General features: G+C 67.0%; 14 protein-coding genes. 4 read left to right on the forward strand and 10 right to left on the reverse strand.

Annotated features, from left to right (window positions below):
- Window positions 1-2: 2 nt before the first annotated feature.
- Both HBF32_RS13565 and HBF32_RS13570 read right to left on the reverse strand, forming a co-directional pair.
- Window positions 3-707 (reverse strand): helix-turn-helix transcriptional regulator, encoded by a 705-nt coding sequence (locus HBF32_RS13565; RefSeq protein WP_166700126.1) that lies wholly within the window; start codon window positions 705-707, stop codon window positions 3-5.
- Window positions 708-776: 69 nt separating this feature from the next.
- The gene (locus HBF32_RS13570; protein ID WP_166700127.1) at window positions 777-1,418 is read right to left on the reverse strand and encodes a glutathione S-transferase family protein; all 642 of its coding nucleotides are present in this window, start codon (window positions 1,416-1,418) and stop codon (window positions 777-779) included.
- Between the two features lie 386 nt (window positions 1,419-1,804).
- Here HBF32_RS13570 and HBF32_RS13575 point away from each other — a divergent pair, with 386 nt between their 5' ends.
- Together HBF32_RS13575 and HBF32_RS13580 are read left to right on the forward strand one after the other, a co-directional pair.
- Entirely contained in the window at window positions 1,805-2,830 is a 1,026-nt protein-coding gene (locus HBF32_RS13575) for a class 1 fructose-bisphosphatase (RefSeq protein WP_166700128.1), read from the forward strand.
- A gap of 106 nt (window positions 2,831-2,936) precedes the next feature.
- Window positions 2,937-3,854, forward strand: a complete 918-nt coding sequence (locus HBF32_RS13580) for a patatin-like phospholipase family protein (protein WP_166700129.1) — start codon at window positions 2,937-2,939, stop codon at window positions 3,852-3,854.
- Here the strand turns inward: HBF32_RS13580 and HBF32_RS13585 are convergent, their stop codons facing one another.
- The 4 genes from HBF32_RS13585 to HBF32_RS13600 form a co-directional block, all read right to left on the reverse strand.
- Window positions 3,855-4,439 carry a TetR/AcrR family transcriptional regulator gene (locus tag HBF32_RS13585; RefSeq protein WP_166700130.1) on the reverse strand — a complete coding sequence of 195 codons (585 nt, stop codon included), beginning with the start codon at window positions 4,437-4,439 and terminating at the stop codon, window positions 3,855-3,857. It lies immediately after the preceding gene.
- Window positions 4,440-4,610: 171 nt separating this feature from the next.
- On the reverse strand, window positions 4,611-5,600 hold the full coding sequence (locus HBF32_RS13590; RefSeq protein WP_166700131.1) for a glycoside hydrolase family 43 protein: 990 nt from the start codon (window positions 5,598-5,600) through the stop codon (window positions 4,611-4,613).
- Between the two features lie 162 nt (window positions 5,601-5,762).
- Window positions 5,763-7,862: a TonB-dependent siderophore receptor gene (locus tag HBF32_RS13595; protein ID WP_166700132.1), complete on the reverse strand. Its 2,100-nt coding sequence runs from the start codon at window positions 7,860-7,862 to the stop codon at window positions 5,763-5,765.
- 192 nt (window positions 7,863-8,054) lie between these two features.
- A complete protein-coding gene (locus HBF32_RS13600; RefSeq protein WP_166700133.1) occupies window positions 8,055-9,089 on the reverse strand; it encodes a CDP-glycerol glycerophosphotransferase family protein in 1,035 nt (344 codons plus the stop codon).
- 78 nt (window positions 9,090-9,167) lie between these two features.
- Between HBF32_RS13600 and HBF32_RS13605 the strand changes: the two genes are divergently transcribed.
- Window positions 9,168-9,935 (forward strand): glycosyltransferase family 2 protein, encoded by a 768-nt coding sequence (locus HBF32_RS13605; protein WP_166700134.1) that lies wholly within the window; start codon window positions 9,168-9,170, stop codon window positions 9,933-9,935.
- Between the two features lie 127 nt (window positions 9,936-10,062).
- On the opposite strand, the gene HBF32_RS13610 is transcribed toward HBF32_RS13605, so the two are convergent.
- Window positions 10,063-11,136: an NAD(P)H-dependent flavin oxidoreductase gene (locus tag HBF32_RS13610; RefSeq protein ID WP_166700135.1), complete on the reverse strand. Its 1,074-nt coding sequence runs from the start codon at window positions 11,134-11,136 to the stop codon at window positions 10,063-10,065.
- A 187-nt stretch (window positions 11,137-11,323) separates the two neighbouring features.
- Here HBF32_RS13610 and HBF32_RS13615 point away from each other — a divergent pair, with 187 nt between their 5' ends.
- Window positions 11,324-13,150, forward strand: a complete 1,827-nt coding sequence (locus HBF32_RS13615; protein ID WP_166700136.1) for an FAD-binding oxidoreductase — start codon at window positions 11,324-11,326, stop codon at window positions 13,148-13,150.
- Between the two features lie 82 nt (window positions 13,151-13,232).
- Here the strand turns inward: HBF32_RS13615 and paoC are convergent, their stop codons facing one another.
- Genes paoC through paoA form a run of 3 tightly spaced genes read right to left on the reverse strand, consistent with a single transcriptional unit; the run spans window position 13,233 to window position 17,022 of the window.
- A complete protein-coding gene (paoC, locus tag HBF32_RS13620; protein ID WP_166700137.1) occupies window positions 13,233-15,428 on the reverse strand; it encodes an aldehyde oxidoreductase molybdenum-binding subunit PaoC in 2,196 nt (731 codons plus the stop codon).
- Window positions 15,425-16,384, reverse strand: a complete 960-nt coding sequence (locus HBF32_RS13625; RefSeq protein WP_166700138.1) for an FAD binding domain-containing protein — start codon at window positions 16,382-16,384, stop codon at window positions 15,425-15,427. Before HBF32_RS13625 ends, paoC begins: the two co-directional genes overlap by 4 nt.
- A complete protein-coding gene (gene paoA / locus HBF32_RS13630; RefSeq protein ID WP_166700139.1) occupies window positions 16,381-17,022 on the reverse strand; it encodes an aldehyde dehydrogenase iron-sulfur subunit PaoA in 642 nt (213 codons plus the stop codon). Before paoA ends, HBF32_RS13625 begins: the two co-directional genes overlap by 4 nt.
- Between the last annotated feature and the right edge of the window lie 189 nt (window positions 17,023-17,211).

Genomic DNA, 17,211 nt, shown 5'->3' on the forward strand with positions numbered 1-17,211 from the left:
GGTCATTCCAGGCCGGCGTAATGGCCGCGCATCGTCTCGAGGTACGCCTCGAGGTTGCGGCCCGGCATGTCGGGGAAGGTTTCGCCGGCGTCGCGGCAATCGGCGATGCGGTCCGGGCGGAAATTGCGGAAGGCCTGGCGGTGCCGGCACCATGTGCCGAGGGTCCAGGCGCCGCCCCAGAAGGAAAGGCACAGCGGCTCCACCTCGCGCGTGCTGCTTCGGCCCTCGGCGTCCTTGTAGTCGAGGCAGAGCACGCGACGCGCCAGCACCGCCTCGTGCAGGCGGTCCAGCATCATGGCGATGTGATTCTGGAACGGATCGCGCCAGATCGGGGCGAAGATCCGCGACTGCGCCGCCTTCTCCCGCAGCTCGGGCGGCAGCACGGCCTCGATCTTGATCAGCGCGGCCTGTGCCTCGCGTGCCAACCGCTCGCCCGCGAAGGCCCGCACGAAACGCGTGCCGGCCACCAGTGCTTCCAGTTCGTCGGCGGAGAACATCAGCGGCGGAATGTCCGAGCCCTTGCGCAGGAGGTATCCCACGCCGGCCTCGCCTTCGATGGGCACGCCGGAGAGCTGGAGGTCCGCCACGTCGCGGTAGACCGTGCGCAGCGAGACCTCGAGGGTGCTCGCCAGCTGGCGCGCGGGCAGCGCGGTGCGCCGCCCGCGCAGGGCGTTGATGATGAGGAAAAGTCGATCGGCGCGGCGCATGCCCGAATCATCGCCTCCCGCGCGCGGCACGGGAAGCGATGAAGGTCACGGGCGTGCATCGCCGGGGGCTCAGGCGGCGGCCAGCGTCTGCGCGCGGGCCAGCGCCTCGTCCTGGATCGCGGCACGGACGATGGCCGGGCGCACCATGAGCCGGGCGACGTAGCCCTCGAACGCATCGCGGCGGGGAACGATACCGAACTTCATCGTCCAGTCCAGCGCGTTCGCCCAGAGGATGTCGGCGGCGGTGAAGTGCTCGCCGAGGAGCCACGGACCCGGCGAGAGCTGCGCTTCGATGAGGTCCATGACCGTGTCGAAATCGCCATAGGGACACGTCGACGGAGGACCCGGCTCGTGCTTCATGAAGCGGTCCATCACGGCGGGTTCGAAGCAGGAACCGTAGAAGGCCAGCCAGCGCAGGTACGGGCCACGCAAGGGGCTGTCCAGCGCCGGCGCAAGACCGGCGGCCGGATAGAGGTCGGCCAGGTAGGTGAAGATCGCCGGGCGTTCCGTCACCAGGCCGCCCAGGTGCTCGATCGCGGGCACCTTGCCCATCGGATTGACCTTCATGTAGCCGGGCTGGCGCTGCTCGCCCCTGCTGAGGTCCATCACGTGCATGTCGTACTGCGCGCCCAGTTCTTCCAGGAGCATCAACGTGCTGCCCGAGCGGCTGTTCGGTGCGTGGTGGAACTTGATCCGGTGCGGGGTGTTCATGCGAGGGTCCTTGTCGAAAGGGAGGCTTGCTTTTGTGGGAGCCGCTTTAGCGGCGATGGGTGCTCGCGGCGGGCTTGCCCGCCGCCGCGGGATCGCCACTGATGCGGCTCCCACAGGAACCGGCCGTCCATCAGCCGGCCGCGCCGGCCTACCGGGGCGTACAGCGCGGCGAGTCGCTCAAGGAAACTGTTCATGCAGGTGACCTCCCCGTTGCTCGAGGGGAAAGTCTGCGTGGGGGCTGCTGACACCGTACTGTCAGCAGACAACGATGGTGGGAGCCGCCATGGCGGCGAGAAGCCCACGAGGCGATGAAGCGGCCGTCCCACCTCTGGCGCTGGTCACCCCCGACCCGGACAATGCAGGCTTTCGCGCCAGAGTCCCGCCCGATGACGAAACCGATTTCCCTGATCCAGTTCCTGATCGAAGAGAAGCGCGCCGGGCATATCAACGCCCAGCTCAGCCTTCTGATCGAGGTCGTGGCTCGCGCCTGCAAGCGCATTTCCGTCGCCACCGGCAAGGGCGCGCTCGGCGGCGTGCTCGGCAATGCCGGGTCGGAAAACGTGCAGGGCGAGGCGCAGAAGAAGCTCGACGTGATCTCCAACGAGATCCTGCTGGAAGCCAACGCCTGGGGCGGCCACCTCGCGGCCTGCGCCTCGGAGGAGATGGACGACCCGCAGCCCATCCCCGACGCCTACCCGAAGGGTAACCACCTGTTGTTGTTCGACCCGCTCGACGGTTCGTCGAACATCGACGTGAACGTTTCGGTCGGCACGATCTTCTCCGTGCTGCGCTGCCCGGACGGCGTCACCGAACCGAAGGTGGCCGACTTTCTCCAGCCCGGTACCGAGCAGGTGGCGGCGGGCTATGTGGTCTATGGACCCAGCACGTTGCTTGTGCTCACCTTCGGCCACGGCGTCCACGAGTTCACCCTTGACCGCGAGCACGGCAGCTTCGTGCTCACCCGCCGCGACATCGCCATTCCCGCCGAAACCGGCGAGTTCGCCATCAACATGTCGAACCAGCGCCACTGGGAAGCGCCGATGCAACGCTATATCGACGAACTGCTGGCCGGCACCACCGGCCCGCGCGGCCGCGACTTCAACATGCGCTGGGTCGCCTCGATGGTGGCGGACGTGCATCGCATCATCACCCGCGGCGGCGTCTTCATCTATCCGCTCGACGCCAAGATCACCGCCAAGGGTGGCACCGGGAAGCTGCGCCTGATGTACGAGGCCAACCCGATGGCCTTCATCGTCGAACAGGCCGGCGGAGCCGCCACCACGGGTCGCGAGCGGCTCATGGAACTCCAGCCCACCGCCCTGCATCAGCGCGTCCCGGTGTTCCTCGGCTCGAAGAACGAGATCGAGGTCGTCACCCGCTACCACCTCGAAGCCGACGAAACCCGGACTTGAAAGATCCGGCCCGGGCGATACCCCGCCCGGGTTACGCCATGAACGCGCCATGCCTCCGCCGCGCAGAGGCCCGATGATCCCGCAGCCGCCCTCTCATCCCCTCCTTATGCGCCTTCCTCGCCCTCGCTCCTGGCTGCCTCTGTTGTTCGCCGCGCTGCTCGGCGGTTGCTTCGGCGGAAGCAAGCCGGACACACGCCCCGATACCGCCCTGCCCGTGCTGGCGGCGAAGCCGCGCATCGGTCTGGCGCTTGGCGGTGGCGCGGCAAAAGGCTTCGCCCATATCGGCGTCATCAAGATGCTCGAAGCCAGCGGCATCCATCCCGATGCGGTTTCCGGTACCAGCGCCGGTAGCGTGGTGGGAGCGCTCTACGCCAGCGGCATGGATGCGTTCGCGCTGCAGGAACGGGCGTTCGCGCTCGACGAAGCGAGCATCCGCGACGTGCGCCTTTTCTCGGGTGGACTGGTGCAGGGGCAGAAGCTGCAGGACTACGTCAACGAACGGGTGAAGGGCGCTCCCATCGAGAAGCTGCGGATGCCCTTCGCCGCCGTGGCCACCGAACTGGAGAATGGCGAGCGCGCCGTGTTCGTGCGCGGCAATACGGGCCAGGCCGTGCGTGCCTCGAGCAGTATTCCGGGTGTGTTCGAGCCCGTCGACATCGCCGGCAAGCATTTCGTCGACGGCGGCGTGGTCAGCCCGGTGCCGGTGGACGCGGTACGCCGGCTGGGCGCGGACATCGTCATCGCGGTGGACATTTCGGCGCGCCCGAACGGGAGTAATCCGGACAGCATGGTCGGCATCGTCGGCCAGTCGATCACCATCATGGGCCGCAAGCTGGCGGAACAGGAACTGGAGCGCGCCGATATCGTCATCCGGCCGAAGGTGGGCCAGATCGGCCCCACGGACTTCGACCAGAAGAACGTGGCCATCCTGGAAGGCGAGCGCGCGGCGCTTGCCGCGATCCCCGCCATCAAGGCGAAGATCGCCGAGAAAACCGCCGCGATGGGCCAGCCCGCCGCGAAGTGATCAGCCCGCCTCGACCAGTTCCAGAGCGGCGGAGCGGCCGAGCGCGAGGATCTCGTCGGAGAGGTCGTCGTCGGCCACCGCACGCGCCAGCGACATCGAACCCACCAGCGACGCGAATACCGCCATGGCCAGCGAGCGGCGGCGCTTGCCGCGAACAGCGGCGGGCAGCGTCGAGGCGATCAGCTCGACCATCTCCGCATAGCCGTCGGTGAAAGCGGTCTTCGTTTCCACCGGACGGCGCGCCATCTCGGCCGACAGCGCCGCGGCAACGCATCCGGTTTCCGGCTGGTCGCGATGCTCCACCGACAGGTAACCGTTGATCAAGGCGCGATAGCCCTCGCCGCGCGACGCCGCCACCTTCGCCGTGAGGCGCTTGATGGCACACCCGGCACCCGCGATCACGCTTTCGCGGACCAGGTCTTCCTTCGAACCGAAATGGTTATAGAAACCGCCCTGGGTGAGACCCACCTCGCCCATGAGGCTCACCACACCGACGCCGTCGATGCCGTCCGCGCGAAAACGCTGCGACGCCGCCTCGACGATCTTCTGCCGCGTCTGTTCTTTATGGCCCTTCTCGTACCGCATACTGCCCTCACTCCCACAGGAATGGTCCTGCCCGGCTTCGATTGTAGCCAATCCTTGCGCGTTGAAATGTCGGGTGTCACGGGCTGTAAGGCATGGATGGAATAGTTGCCTAGGCTATCGTCGGGTGCATTTCCATATGGGTTTCAAGGTGATCGTGGCGATGGACTGATCTCAGCGCAGGGGGTGGGCTCCCACGCCTTCCTTGGTGATCTTCACGGGGAGGATCTTCCCGTCCTTGTCGAAGTACATGTGCTCGATCGAGGTCTGGCGATGGTTGCCGTTCGTGTCGCCCAGCGGATGACGGTGGTAGACGATGTACCAGGCATCGTCCTTCTTCACATGGAACACGGAGTTGTGGCCCGCCCCGGTGGCGACCTCAGGATCCTGCTGGAGGATCTTGCCGATGCGCTTGAACGGACCCATGGGCGAATCGCCGATGGCATAGGCCACCGAATAGTCGGGTCCGGTCCAGCCGCCCTCGGACCACATGAAGTAGTACTTGCCATGGCGCTTGAACATCAGCGGGCCTTCGACGTATTGCGGCGCTGGCGTGATCTCCTTGTAGACCGTGCCATCGGCCATCGGCTCGACACCGGTGAAGTCGGGCTTCAGCTTCACGATGTTCGCGTGCTTCCAGCCGCCGTAGATCATGTACCAGGTGCCGTCGTCGTCATGGAACACGAACTGGTCGATGGGCTGCGCGCCGTTGTGGAAAGCGTCGATGAGCGGCTTGCCGAGCATGTCCTTGTACGGACCGTCCGGCTTGTCGGCCACGGCGACGCCAATGCCCCCGAGCTCCTTGTCGCTCTGGATATCGTTGGCGGCGAAGAAGAAATAGTACTTGCCGCCGTTCTCCACCACGGCGGGCGCCCAGAGGGCTTTCTTCGCCCAGGGAATATCGTGGATGGCAAGCACGTTGGCGTGCTTCGTCCAGTGCACGAGGTCCGGCGACGAGAACGCGTCGAACCCCGTCTGCTTCGCGTAGGCCAGCGAGGTGGTGGGATAGATCCAGTAGGTGTCGTCGAAGATCGCCGCCTCGGGATCGGCATACCAGCCGGGGAAGACGGGATTACTGGCGAAGGCCGTCGCCGGCGCGGTCAGTGCGGCCATCGGCAGCAGCGCCGCCAGCAGCGCGCGCCCCACCCGCTTGCGAAATCCCATCTTCCACCCCCAGCATTTGTCGGACTTTAGATCCTACCGGCTCCGGACGTCCGAATGCCACTCCACTGCCCGTCGTTCCTGCGAAGACAGGAACCCGGTGACTCCATGCGCGCCGGGAAGTCGCTGGGTTCCTGCCTTCGCAGGGACGACGATGCGGGTCTTCTAGAACCGATAACGTGCCGTGCCCACGATGCTGCGGCGAGGGCCGTAGAAGCAGTCGCCGCGCGACAGGCAGCTGGCATTGTATGCCTGGTCGGTGAGGTTCGCGGCGTTCACGGAGAAACGCCACGGTCCCTGCACATAGGCGACCATCGCATCGAACAGCGTCTTCTCCGGCACCTTCAGTTCGCCGGTCTCGTCGTAGTTGACGCCGATGTAGCGCGCACCGATGCCGAAGCTGAAGCCGTCGTTCTCCGCGCCGCTCGCGTGGTAGACACCCCAGAGGGAGCCCTGCTGCTTCGGTAGGCCGGCGACGAGGGTGCCGTCGTCGGGTCGTGCCTTCGTCCAGGTGTACGTGCCGATCAGATCGAGGTGCGATGCGAGGCGTGTCGAGGCTTCCAGTTCCACGCCCTTCGTCTTCGCCCTGCCCGCCTGGATCTGGTTGAGTGGATTCTCCGGATCGGGGGCGAGGCGGTTCTCCTCGCGCAGGTCGTAGTAGGTCGCCGTCAGTAGCGTCGACGAACCTGCCGGCTGGTACTTCAGGCCTGCTTCGTACTGCTTCCCGCGCAGCGGCTCGTAGGGACGGTTGTAGAAGTCCAGGCTGTCCAGCGGCTGGAACGACTCCGTGTAGCTGAGGTACGGCACGAGGCCGTTATCGAAGCGGTACATCAGGCCGAAGCGCGAGGTGGTCGCATTGTCCACCGAACGGTCGCCGCCGGTGGTCAGCGTGGCGCGGTCGTGGCGCAGACCGACGGTAGCGATCCAGCGGTCGCCCCAGTCGACCTGGTCCTGCACGTACACGCCGGTCTGTCGCGTACGGCTGGAAGCGACCGGGAAGACGTCCGGCGCCACGAATCCGTTGCCGTAGGCGGGCGAGTACAGATCGAAAGGCACGTCGTCATAACCGTTGCCCCGCCGGCTGTCGGTGTGCGAGTAACCGACATCCAGACCCATGAGCAGGCGATGACGCATGGAGGCGAAGTCGAAATCCGCCTCGGCATGCGTATCGGTGACGAAACGTTTGTGCCGGTCGATCGCGATATAGCTGTAACGCGCCACGGTACGCTGGCTGTCGTCCAGGAACGGGTACGCCGGATTCGCGTAGACGTCGGGATAGAGCGTACGGTAGTCCACGTTATCGTGCGAGTAGCGCATGTTCTGTACGAACGTCCACGTATCGTCGAAACGATGCTCGAACAGGGATGTAAGCGAGCGCTGGTCCGTGTCGTAGCGATCGAAGCCCGGCTCGCTCACGAAGCGTCGCGTATCGATGCGGCCGTTGGGATTCGGGAGCAGCGTCCCCGCGTGCGGCAGGAAGTTCAGCGAAGTGCCGTTGCGGTCGAACTGCAGGTTCGCCAGAAGGGTCCACCGCGTGTCCTCGTCCGGCGCCCATGTGATCGCCGGCACGATGGCCTTGCGATCGTCCGGAACGTGGTCGATCTGCGAATCCGAATCGCGGTATACGCCGATGAGCCGGTAAGCCCAGTGCCCTGCGCTGTCCACCGGCCCGGTGACGTCGAAAGCCACCTGTTTTCGCGCGGAATTGCCCACCTGCGCTTCCACTTCGTGCGACGCAACGAACTGCGGCAGCTTCGAAGATAGCGCGATGAGGCCACCGGTGGTGCCCTGGCCATACAGCACCGACGAAGGGCCGCGCACGATTTCGACATGGTCGAGGAAATACGGCTCGGTGCGGGCGTAGGAGTAGCCGAAATACTGGCGCAAGCCATCGAGGTATTGCGTGAACGAGGTGCCGCGGACGAATGCGTCGTCGCCGCGACTGTCCACACCATAGGCATCGGCACGCACACCGGCCGAATAGCGCAGCGCATCCTGCACCGTGAGCACACCCTGGTCGAGCATCTGCGTGGCCGAGATGACGGAGATGGCTTGCGGCGTCTCGAGGATCGGCGTGTCCGTCTTGGTCGCGCCCGAGGCATCGGTACGCGCATAACCCTCGTCGGGTCGCTGGCCACGGACGTCGATCGGGGCCAGTTGCACGGCCTTCCCGCCCGGTGTCCCGGCGGGCAACGCCTGCTGGGCGGCGAGCGGGGCCGATATCCCTGCGACGAGCAGGGACAGGATTTTTCTACTCAGGATCATGGACTTCCCCCAGGCCCTGCCTTCCCGGGAATCGCGGGGGAGGCCAAGGCCGTCATTGCGAATGACTCTCATTCCGATGATGGGACAGATCGATGTTTAGCGCAATATCCCGGCGGGACCCGGTGATCCGGTGAGGCTATGGGAAGGCGACTCGGCAGATATCGCGCATGTTCTGTGGGAATCGGCGTTGGGTCAGCGCAGGTCCAGGAGGGTGCCGATGTCGCGAAGCGCCCTGAACCGCCGCACCAGGTTCAGCGGCTTGCGTTTCAATACACCGAACTCGCCGCGCTGGAAGGCTTCCGCCGCATCCAGCACGCGCTCGCTCGAATGGCCGTCGCGATAGGGATGGATGTCGTCGCCGTGCGCACGGATGGCCGCCATCAACTCGGGGGGATGCGAGAGGGCGCGATCGATGGCGGCGTCGACATCGGTGGGAGACGCCACGTCGAGCATGAAAGGCTGCGGCACGCGGTTGGCGACCGTCACCACCGGTTTGCCCATCACCGCGAACTCGTGCACGACGGAAGACGTGTCGCAGACGAGCACGTCCGCGGCGCGTTCCATGTCCATGAGGCGGTCGGACGTGTAGAACCGCGCATTCGGTGCCTGGAGGCCGCGATAGGCATCGAACAGCTCGCCGTCGCACTTCGGATGCAGGGTCAGGAGCCACTGCCGGTCGCCACGCGCGATCATCGCGCGCAACGGCTCCAGCATCGCGGGCGCACTGCTGAGACGATGGCTGAAGGTGGATGCATACATGACCACCGGGCGTCCGTCGCGCGGCGGCAGGTCGGCCATGGACGCCGACGGCGGTCCGAACAGCGGGTCGAGCTTGGGCCAGCCGGTTTCGACCACGGCGAAGTAGCCGTGCTCGCGAGCCAGCGCCTCGAACGGACGCGTGGTGGCCGGGCCCTGGGTCACGTAAAGGTCGAAGAAGCCGCGAATGGCGAAGTGCCCGCGGTCCGGCTCGCGCTTCTGCGCGTTGAAACCGTGGAACACCTGCACCTTGATCCCCGGCAACGCGGGCGACACCCAGTTCGCCGCGCAATACGTGGCCTCGGGTCGCAGCGCCCGCGCCTCGCGCAAGCTGCGCACGCGGTGTTCGTCCGGAGCCAGCTGTCCCGCCACCGCGGCCGGCACGATCCAGCCCACGTCGATGCCGCGAGCGCGCGCCGCCGCGGCCAGTGGACGCAGGATAGGCAAGCCGTACGACTCGGTGGCGAACATCAGGCACGCGGGCAAGGGCGGCACTCCGCAGTTAACGACGTGGCATTATGACGGCTCGTTACCCGACACCGCATCCCGATGACCCGACGGCCCATTTCCCTTTGCGTGATCACCCAGAACGAGGCCGATCGCATCCGGGACTGCCTGGCGTCCGCGGCCCCTTTCTGCGACGACATGGTCGTGGTGGACGGCGGCTCCACCGACGACACGGTCGCCATCGCCGGGGAAGCCGGTGCCCGCGTGATCGCTCGCCCCTTCGACGGCTTCCGCAGCCAGAAGGCCTTCGCGGTGGCCCAGGCGAAGAACGACTGGGTGCTCTGCCTGGACGCGGACGAGCGCGTCGGTGCCGAGCTGCGGGAAGCCATCGAGAAAGCGTTCGACAAGGGGTTCGACGCACCCGGTTATCGTTTCTACCGGCGGAACGACTTTTTCGGGCGCTTCATGCGCCACGGCAACGCCGGTGCCGACAAGGTGCTGCGCCTGTTCGATCGCCGCCACGGCGGCTGGCGCGGACCGCGCGAGATCCACGAGTCGGTGAGCGTCGACGGCGAGGTGCGGATGCTTCCCGGCTTCCTCGACCATTATCCGTACCGCTCGCTGTCGGAGTTGATGGCGAAACAGGAACGCTACGCGCACATGATGGCCACCGAGGAATTCGCCGCGGGCAAGCGCGCCACGCTGGCGCAGATCGTGGCGAGCCCGATGTGGCGGTTCTTTCGCGGTTATGTGCTGCGCGCCGGGTTCCTCGACGGATGGCGCGGCATCGTCTACGCGCTGCTGCGGGTGGAATACGTGCGGCGCAAGTACGTGAAGCTGTGGTTGCTGCAACACGGCCAGAAGGCCTGACGCTTCACAGGATTGCCCGCTGCCGCGGCTCGCCGCTATAGCGGCTCCTACAACGACCGTCGCTCCTGCAACGCGAGGCGAGTCCGCAAGCCTTTTCTGCAGGGACCTGTAGCGGCGAGGCCCCGCCTCAGACTCGCAGAAGCCGCGCCGCCACTTCCACGATGTCGCGCGTGATGGCCGTGGCCGAGGTTTCGCGCGCCAGCGCCGCCGCCTGTCCTGCCCAGAGCGGCTGGAAGTCGCCGCTGCCACGGGCTTCCGCGATCTTGCGCAGCGGTCCGAGCGGACCGCCGGCGAGCGGGAACGGCAGCGCGTCGCGGGAGAGGGGACCCAGTTCGCGCATCACGCGGTTGAGCACGCCACGCGCGGGACGACCGGTGAGGACATTGGTGATCGCGGTGTTGTCGTCGCGCGCTTCGCGAATGGCCTGTCGATGCACTGCCACATTCGTGGCTTCGTCCGCGAGCAGGTACGCGCTTCCTACCTGCACCGCCGACGCGCCGAGGCACAGTGCCGCCGCCATGCCGCGTCCGTCGGCGATGCCGCCCGCCGCGATCACGGGTACGTGCAGCGCATCGACCAGCTGCGGCACCAGGGCCATGGTGCCCGGCTGGGTGTCCATGTCGTCGGTGAGGAAATTGCCGCGGTGGCCGCCCGCCTCGTAACCCTGCGCGATGACGGCATCGCAACCGCGCTCGGCCAGCCAGCGGCCTTCGGCCACGGTGGTCGCCGAGGAGACCACCACCGCTCCCGTGGCCTTCACCCGGGACAACAGGCCCTCCTCGGGCAAGCCGAAGTGGAAGCTCACCACTTCAGGTCGCAGCGATTCGACCATGGCGCACATGGCGTCGTCGAACGGCGCACGGCCACCGGCCGGCGGCAGGTCGGCCGGATCGACGCCGAATTCCTCGAAATAGGGAGCCAACCGCTCCAGCCAGCGCGCCGAGGCCTCCGCCGTGGGCGTTTCCGGCCGGTGAGCGAAGAAGTTGAGGTTGATCGGCCCGTCCACCGCGCCCCGGAAGGCGACCACTTCGGCCGTGGCCGTTTCCACGCTGATCGAAGAACACGGAATCGCGCCAAGGCCGCCGGCGTCGGCCACCGCGATCGCGAGCGGCGCCAGCCCCGCACCGGCCATCGGCGCGAGCAGCAGGGGTTGTTCGATCGAGAGGAGATCGAGGATGCGGCGGTCGGTCCAGGCGGCCATGGCTCTCACCGGTGGGGATATCGGGGGACACGCCAAGCATAACGGGGCAATCGTTGGGTGGGTGTTGGGCGCCATCCGATCCCTTGGGTCCACCGTTCGTCCCCGGGGACCCGGTTTTGCTCCCTCGGCGGAAGACAGCGGCGGCGTCCGAGCCACAGGATGAGCCATCCCGACGACGAGGTTTCCCATGAACCGCCGCACCCTCCTCAAGAACGTCCTCGCCCTGCCCCTCCTGCCCCTCGCCCTGCGGGTGGATACCGTGCTGGCGGCGCCGGACGGTTTGCCGGCTCCCCTGCCGACGCGAACGCGGGTGCGTCCGGGGATGGCGGGGTGGCCGGGCGATGCCCAATGGCGGGCGCTGAACCGGCAGGTGGGCGGCCGGTTGTCGGTGCCGCGGTCGCCGTTCCTGGGCGACGGCGCCACCCGCGCCGAGGCGATGGCGCAGTTGAAGAACCCCTATTACATCGGCGACCAGGCCGCGCTCACCCAGACCAGCGGCTATTTCCATGCCTGGGATTCGCGTCCGAGCGCCTGGGCGCTTGCCGCCGAAAGCGCCGAAGACGTCGCCGCCGCAGTGGATTTCGCTCGCCGGCACGGGGTACGCCTGGTCGTCAAAGGCGGCGGGCACAGCTACCAGGGCACATCCAACGCCCCGGACTCGCTGCTCGTCTGGACACGGCGGATGAACAAGGTGGCGATGCTCGACGGCTTCGTCCCGCACGGTGCTCCGGCGGGAACGACGCCGGTCCCGGCCGCGCATGTGGGCGCCGGCGCCATGTGGATCGATGCCTACGATGAAGTCACTACCCGTGGCGGGCGCTATGTGCAGGGCGGCGGTTGTTCAACGGTGGGCGTGGCCGGTCTCGTCACCGGCGGCGGGTTCGGCAGTTTCTCGAAACGCTTCGGTACCGCGGCGTCGAACCTGCTCGAGGCCGAAGTCGTGACCGCCGACGGGCGTATCCGCGTGACGAATGCCTATCGCGATCCCGAGTTGTTCTGGGCGTTGAAGGGCGGTGGCGGCGGCTGCGTGGGCATCGTCACCCGCCTCACCTTGCGCACCCACGATCTTCCCGACACTTTCGGCGCGGTGTTCGGCGCGATCCGGGCGGACTCCGACGCGGCCTACCGCGCGCTGGCCGCGGAGGCGCTGCGTTTCTACCGCGACGCCCTGTGCAATCCGCGCTGGGGCGAGCAGATCGGCTTCCGCGGCGAGCGCACGATGCAGGTATCCATGGTGTTCCAGGGGCTGGACCGCGCGGCGGCCGAAGCCGTGTGGGCACCCTTCGTCGCCTGGGTGAACGCCCGTCCCGCGTATACCTTCGTCAAACCGTTGCAGGCGATCGCGATGCCGGCCCGGCACTTCTGGGACGCGGACTTCTTCCGCGAACACGCGCCGGACCTCGTCGTTGCCGACGCGCGCGACGGCGCGCCGCGGGACCACATCTTCTGGAAAGGCGACCAGGGGCAGGTCGGCTGGTTCATCCATGGTTATGCGTCCGCCTGGCTGCCTTCGCGCCTGCTCCACGACGGCGACCGCGACACCCTCGCCAACGCCATCTGCGACGCCGCCGGGCACATGGACGTCGAACTGCACTTCAACAAGGGCTTGTTCGGCGCGCCGGCGGAGGCACTCGCCGCGAGCAAGGACACGGCAACCCATCCCGCCGTGCTCGACGGTTTCGCCCTCGCGATCATCGGCAATGCGGGCGACCCGGCCTACGAAGGCCTCGGCACGCACATCGATGCCGACCGCGCACGAAGCGGTGCCGCACGCGTCAAGGCGTCTTATGAACGGCTCACGAAAGTCGTGCCGAATGCCGGCGCTTATGTCTCCGAGAGCGACTACTTCCAGCGCGACTGGCAGGAAGCGTTCTGGGGTTCGAACTACCGGCGCCTCGCGGCTGCGAAACGCCGGTACGATCCCGACGGCCTGTTCATCGTCCACCATGGCGTGGGTAGCGAAAGCTGGAGCGCGGATGGTTTCAGCCGACTCGACCGCCCGTCGCCCCTGTAGGAGCCGCTATAGCGGCGAGGTCAATCTTGCGGTCGTATCGCAAGACTTCCTCGCCGCTATAGCGGCTCCTACAGCATGGCGTCTATACGGGCGGCAGTTTGTCGATGAACTTGTCCAGCGTGATGGGGTAATCGCGTACGCGGACCCCGGTGGCGTTGTACACCGCGTTCGCGATGGCTGCCGCGACGCCGCAGATGCCCAGCTCGCCCACCCCCTTGGCCTTCAACGGCGAGGACATCGGATCGGTCTCGTCGAGGAAGACCACCTCCTGGCGCGGGATGTCGGCATGCACCGGCACCTCGTATCCCGCGAGGTCGTGGTTCACGAAGTAACCCAGCCGTTTGTCGACCACCAGTTCTTCCATCAGGGCCGCACCGGCACCCATCGTCATCGCGCCGATCACCTGGCTGCGCGCCGTCTTCGGATTGAGGATGCGCCCCGCGGCGCAGACCGCCAGCATGCGGTCGATGCGGATCTCGCCGGTGGCCGCGTCCACGCGCACTTCGACGAAGTGCGCGCCGAAGGTGGACTGCTGGTGGGTCTTGGCGAGATCGCCGTACTCCATGCCGTCCTCGGCCACGATGTCGCCATCGGCCGCGGCACGCTCCAGAGCTACGCGCTTGCCGTCGGCCACCACCTGGCCGCCGTCGAACGTCGCCTTGGACGGATCGACGCCAAGTTTCCGCGCGATGGCCTCGCGCAGTTTCACGCAGGCGGCATACACGCCCGCCGCCGAGCTGTTGCCGCCCCACTGGCCGCCCGAGCCCGCCGATACGGGGAACGTGGAATCGCCCAGGCGCACATCCACGCGATCGAGCGGCAGGCCGAGCATCTCCGCCGCGGTCTGGCCGATGATCGTGTAACTGCCCGTGCCGATGTCGGTCATGTCGGTTTCGACGACGAGCCGCCCGCTGCGCTCGAGACGCACGCGCGCGGCGGACTTCATCACCAGGTTGTTGCGGAATGCCGAAGCCACGCCCATGCCTTTCAGCCAGCGGCCCTCGCGCACGCTCCCCGGCCGGCTCGCGCGCTTCTCCCAACCGAACTGCTTCGCGCCGGTGCGCATGCATTCGACGAAGTGGCGTTGCGAGAAGGGGCGGCTGGGCTTTTCGGGATCCACCTGGGTATCGTTGCGGATGCGGAACTCCACGGGATCGATGTCCGTCTTCTCGGCGATCTCGTCGATCGCGATTTCCAGCGCCATCATGCCCGGCGCCTCTCCCGGCGCGCGCATGGCGTTGCCTTCCGGCAGATCGAGCACCGCGAGGCGCATCGCGGTCATGCGGTTCGCGCCGGCATAGAGCAGGCGGGTCTGCGACACCGCCGTTTCCGGGTCGCCGCCGGCTAGATCGCCCGACCAGCTCTCATGGGCGATCGCATCGATCCTGCCGTCCTTCGACGTGCCGATGCGGATGCGCTGGATCGTGGCGGGACGATGCGTCGTATTGTTGAAGATGAGCGGACGTTGCAGCGTGACGGCCACGGGACGGCCGGCGGCATGCGCGCCGAGCGCGGCCATGATCGCATCGGACCGCACGAACAGCTTGCCGCCGAAGCCACCGCCGATATACGGCGAAACGAGGCGAACGTTTTCCTTGGGAATACCGAGCGTGATGGCGACGTCGCCACGGCTCCAGTCGACCATCTGGTTCGACGTCCACAGGGTGAGCTTGTCGCCTTCCCAGGCGGCGATGGTCGCGTGCGGCTCCATCATGGCGTGCGACTGGTCGGGCGTCGTATAGGTCGCGTCGAGTTTCACCGCCGCGTCGGCGAAGGCGGCGTCGAAGTCGCCCACCGCCGTGTCGGGCTTGCCGCCCTTCGGTTTCTCCGCCGTGGCTTTCGATGCCGCGAGGTCGAAGTTACCCTTGGCCCGCGCGTAGTCGACATGCACGAGTTGCGCGGCCGCACGGGCCTGCTCGAAGGTTTCCGCCACCACCACGGCCACCGCCTGGTGGTAGTGCTCGATGTTCGGGCCGCCAAGCAGGTGTGCGGTGTTGAATTTGCCCTTCCCCAGCTTGCCGGCGTTCTGCGCGGTGACGATCGCGATGACGCCCGGAGCGCGCTTCGCGCGCGAGGTGTCGATGGAAACGACCCGGCCCTTGGGAATGGACGAACCCACGATATAGCCGTAGGCATGTTTCGGGGCCGCGTCGTGGCGCTCGTAGGCGTAATGCGCGGTACCGGTCGCCTTGAACGGACCGTCGATACGGTCGACAGGTTTGCCGACGACCTTCAGCCGGTCGATGGGATTGGTGGTGGCGGGCGTGTCGAATTTCATGCCTTCCGCTCCTTCGCTTCGGCCAGCGTGCCGGCGAGCGTGCGCTCCACGAGTACGATCTTGAACGCGTTGCCGTCCGTGGGTTTCGCGCCGGCAAGCAGCCTTTCCGCCACGGCCTTGGCGCCCTTCGGCAGCTCGGCCTCGGCGGCCTCCACGCGCCACGGCTTGTGCGCCACGCCGCCGAGCGCGACCCGCCCGCTCCCATCGGGCTGCGCGACGAGGGCGACCGATACCAGCGCGAACGCATACGACGCGCGATCGCGCACCTTGTGATAGAGCTGCGTGCCGCCGATCGGCTTCGGCAGCGTGACCGCCGTGATCAGCTCGCCCTTCGTCAACACGTGCTCGATATGCGGCGTGTTGCCCGGCAAGGTATGGAAGTCCGCGATGGGAATCCGCCTCGCGCTACCGTCGGGCTTCACGGTTTCCACCGTCGCGTCGAGGGCCCGCATGGCCACCGCCATGTCGCTGGGATGCACGGCGATGCACGACTTGCTCACGCCCACGATCGCGTGCTGGCGGCTGAAGCCCCCGATGGCCGCGCAACCGCTGCCCGGCAGGCGCTTGTTGCAGGGTTGGTTGGTGTCGTAGAAGTACGGACAACGCGTGCGCTGGAGCAGGTTGCCCGCCGTCGTGGCCTTGTTGCGCAACTGACCCGAGGCGCCGGCCAGCAGCGCGCGCGACAGCAGCGGATAGTCGCGACGGATGCGCGCGTCGGCGGCGAGGTCGGTGTTGCGGACCAGGGCACCGACACGCAGGCCGCCATCGTCGGTGGGCTCGATCTTGTCGAGGTCCAGCCCATTGACGTCGATCAGGTGGGCGGGCTGTTCGATCTCGATCTTCATGAGGTCGAGCAGGTTGGTACCGCCGGCGATGAACTTCGCGTTGGGCACCTTCGCCGCCGCGGCCGCGGCGGCCTTGGGCGAATCGGCGCGCTCGTAGGTGAAGGGCTTCATGCGGCACCCCCTGCCACTTCGGCGATCGCGTCGTGGATGTTCGAATACGCACCGCAGCGGCAGATGTTGCCGCTCATGCGTTCACGGACCTCCGTGCGGCTGAACTGCGCCTTCGCCGTCAGATCCTCGCTCACGTGGCTGGGAATGTCGTCCTTGATCTCGTCCAGCACCGCCACCGCGGAGCAGATCTGGCCGGGCGTGCAGTAACCGCACTGGTAGCCGTCGTGCTTCACGAAGGCGGCCTGCATCGGATGTAGCTTGTCCGGGGTACCCAGGCCTTCGATGGTGGTGACCTTCGCGCCCTGGTGCATCACCGCCAGGGTGAGGCAGCTGTTGATGCGGCGACCGTCCACGATGACGGTGCATGCGCCGCACTGGCCGTGGTCGCAGCCCTTCTTGGTACCGGTGAGGTGAAGGTGTTCGCGCAGGGCATCGAGCAGCGTGGTACGCGTATCGAGGTCGAGTGACTGCGCCTTGCCGTTGACCTCGAAGGCGACCTTCGCGGTGACGGGTTTGCCCGGGACGTCGTTCCTGACCTGGGCGGCCACAAGGCCGGGTACGGCAAGGGCCGACATCGACACCGCGCCCATCTTCAGGACATCGCGGCGGGTGAATTTCCAATCGTCCGACGGTTCCATGTACGGGTCCTCAGCGCTGTTGGGGAGTTAGCCTGGACAGGCTCCCGAGGGTAGACCATCGCTGTAGGAGCCGCTATAGCGGCGAGAAAATCGTGTGATGGCGCCGCGAGGTTGTCCTCGCCGCTATAGCGGCTCCTACATAGCGCTTGTGTCCACCCGTGCCCTGTCGCAGCCGCCCCGCTCCCGTCG

Source organism: Luteibacter yeojuensis (genome assembly GCF_011742875.1).
Classification (GTDB): domain Bacteria; phylum Pseudomonadota; class Gammaproteobacteria; order Xanthomonadales; family Rhodanobacteraceae; genus Luteibacter; species Luteibacter yeojuensis.

What these genes read in the sequence shown, in the direction of transcription:
- HBF32_RS13565 (WP_166700126.1), bottom strand. Translation starts at nt 707, where the DNA reads ATGCGCCGCGCCGATCGACTTTTCCTCATCATCAACGCCCTGCGCGGG.
- HBF32_RS13570 (WP_166700127.1), bottom strand. Translation starts at nt 1,418, where the DNA reads ATGAACACCCCGCACCGGATCAAGTTCCACCACGCACCGAACAGCCGC.
- HBF32_RS13575 (WP_166700128.1), top strand. Translation starts at nt 1,805, where the DNA reads ATGACGAAACCGATTTCCCTGATCCAGTTCCTGATCGAAGAGAAGCGC.
- HBF32_RS13580 (WP_166700129.1), top strand. Translation starts at nt 2,937, where the DNA reads ATGCGCCTTCCTCGCCCTCGCTCCTGGCTGCCTCTGTTGTTCGCCGCG.
- HBF32_RS13585 (WP_166700130.1), bottom strand. Translation starts at nt 4,439, where the DNA reads ATGCGGTACGAGAAGGGCCATAAAGAACAGACGCGGCAGAAGATCGTC.
- HBF32_RS13590 (WP_166700131.1), bottom strand. Translation starts at nt 5,600, where the DNA reads ATGGGATTTCGCAAGCGGGTGGGGCGCGCGCTGCTGGCGGCGCTGCTG.
- HBF32_RS13595 (WP_166700132.1), bottom strand. Translation starts at nt 7,862, where the DNA reads ATGATCCTGAGTAGAAAAATCCTGTCCCTGCTCGTCGCAGGGATATCG.
- HBF32_RS13600 (WP_166700133.1), bottom strand. Translation starts at nt 9,089, where the DNA reads ATGTTCGCCACCGAGTCGTACGGCTTGCCTATCCTGCGTCCACTGGCC.
- HBF32_RS13605 (WP_166700134.1), top strand. Translation starts at nt 9,168, where the DNA reads ATGACCCGACGGCCCATTTCCCTTTGCGTGATCACCCAGAACGAGGCC.
- HBF32_RS13610 (WP_166700135.1), bottom strand. Translation starts at nt 11,136, where the DNA reads ATGGCCGCCTGGACCGACCGCCGCATCCTCGATCTCCTCTCGATCGAA.
- HBF32_RS13615 (WP_166700136.1), top strand. Translation starts at nt 11,324, where the DNA reads ATGAACCGCCGCACCCTCCTCAAGAACGTCCTCGCCCTGCCCCTCCTG.
- paoC (WP_166700137.1), bottom strand. Translation starts at nt 15,428, where the DNA reads ATGAAATTCGACACGCCCGCCACCACCAATCCCATCGACCGGCTGAAG.
- HBF32_RS13625 (WP_166700138.1), bottom strand. Translation starts at nt 16,384, where the DNA reads ATGAAGCCCTTCACCTACGAGCGCGCCGATTCGCCCAAGGCCGCCGCG.
- paoA (WP_166700139.1), bottom strand. Translation starts at nt 17,022, where the DNA reads ATGGAACCGTCGGACGATTGGAAATTCACCCGCCGCGATGTCCTGAAG.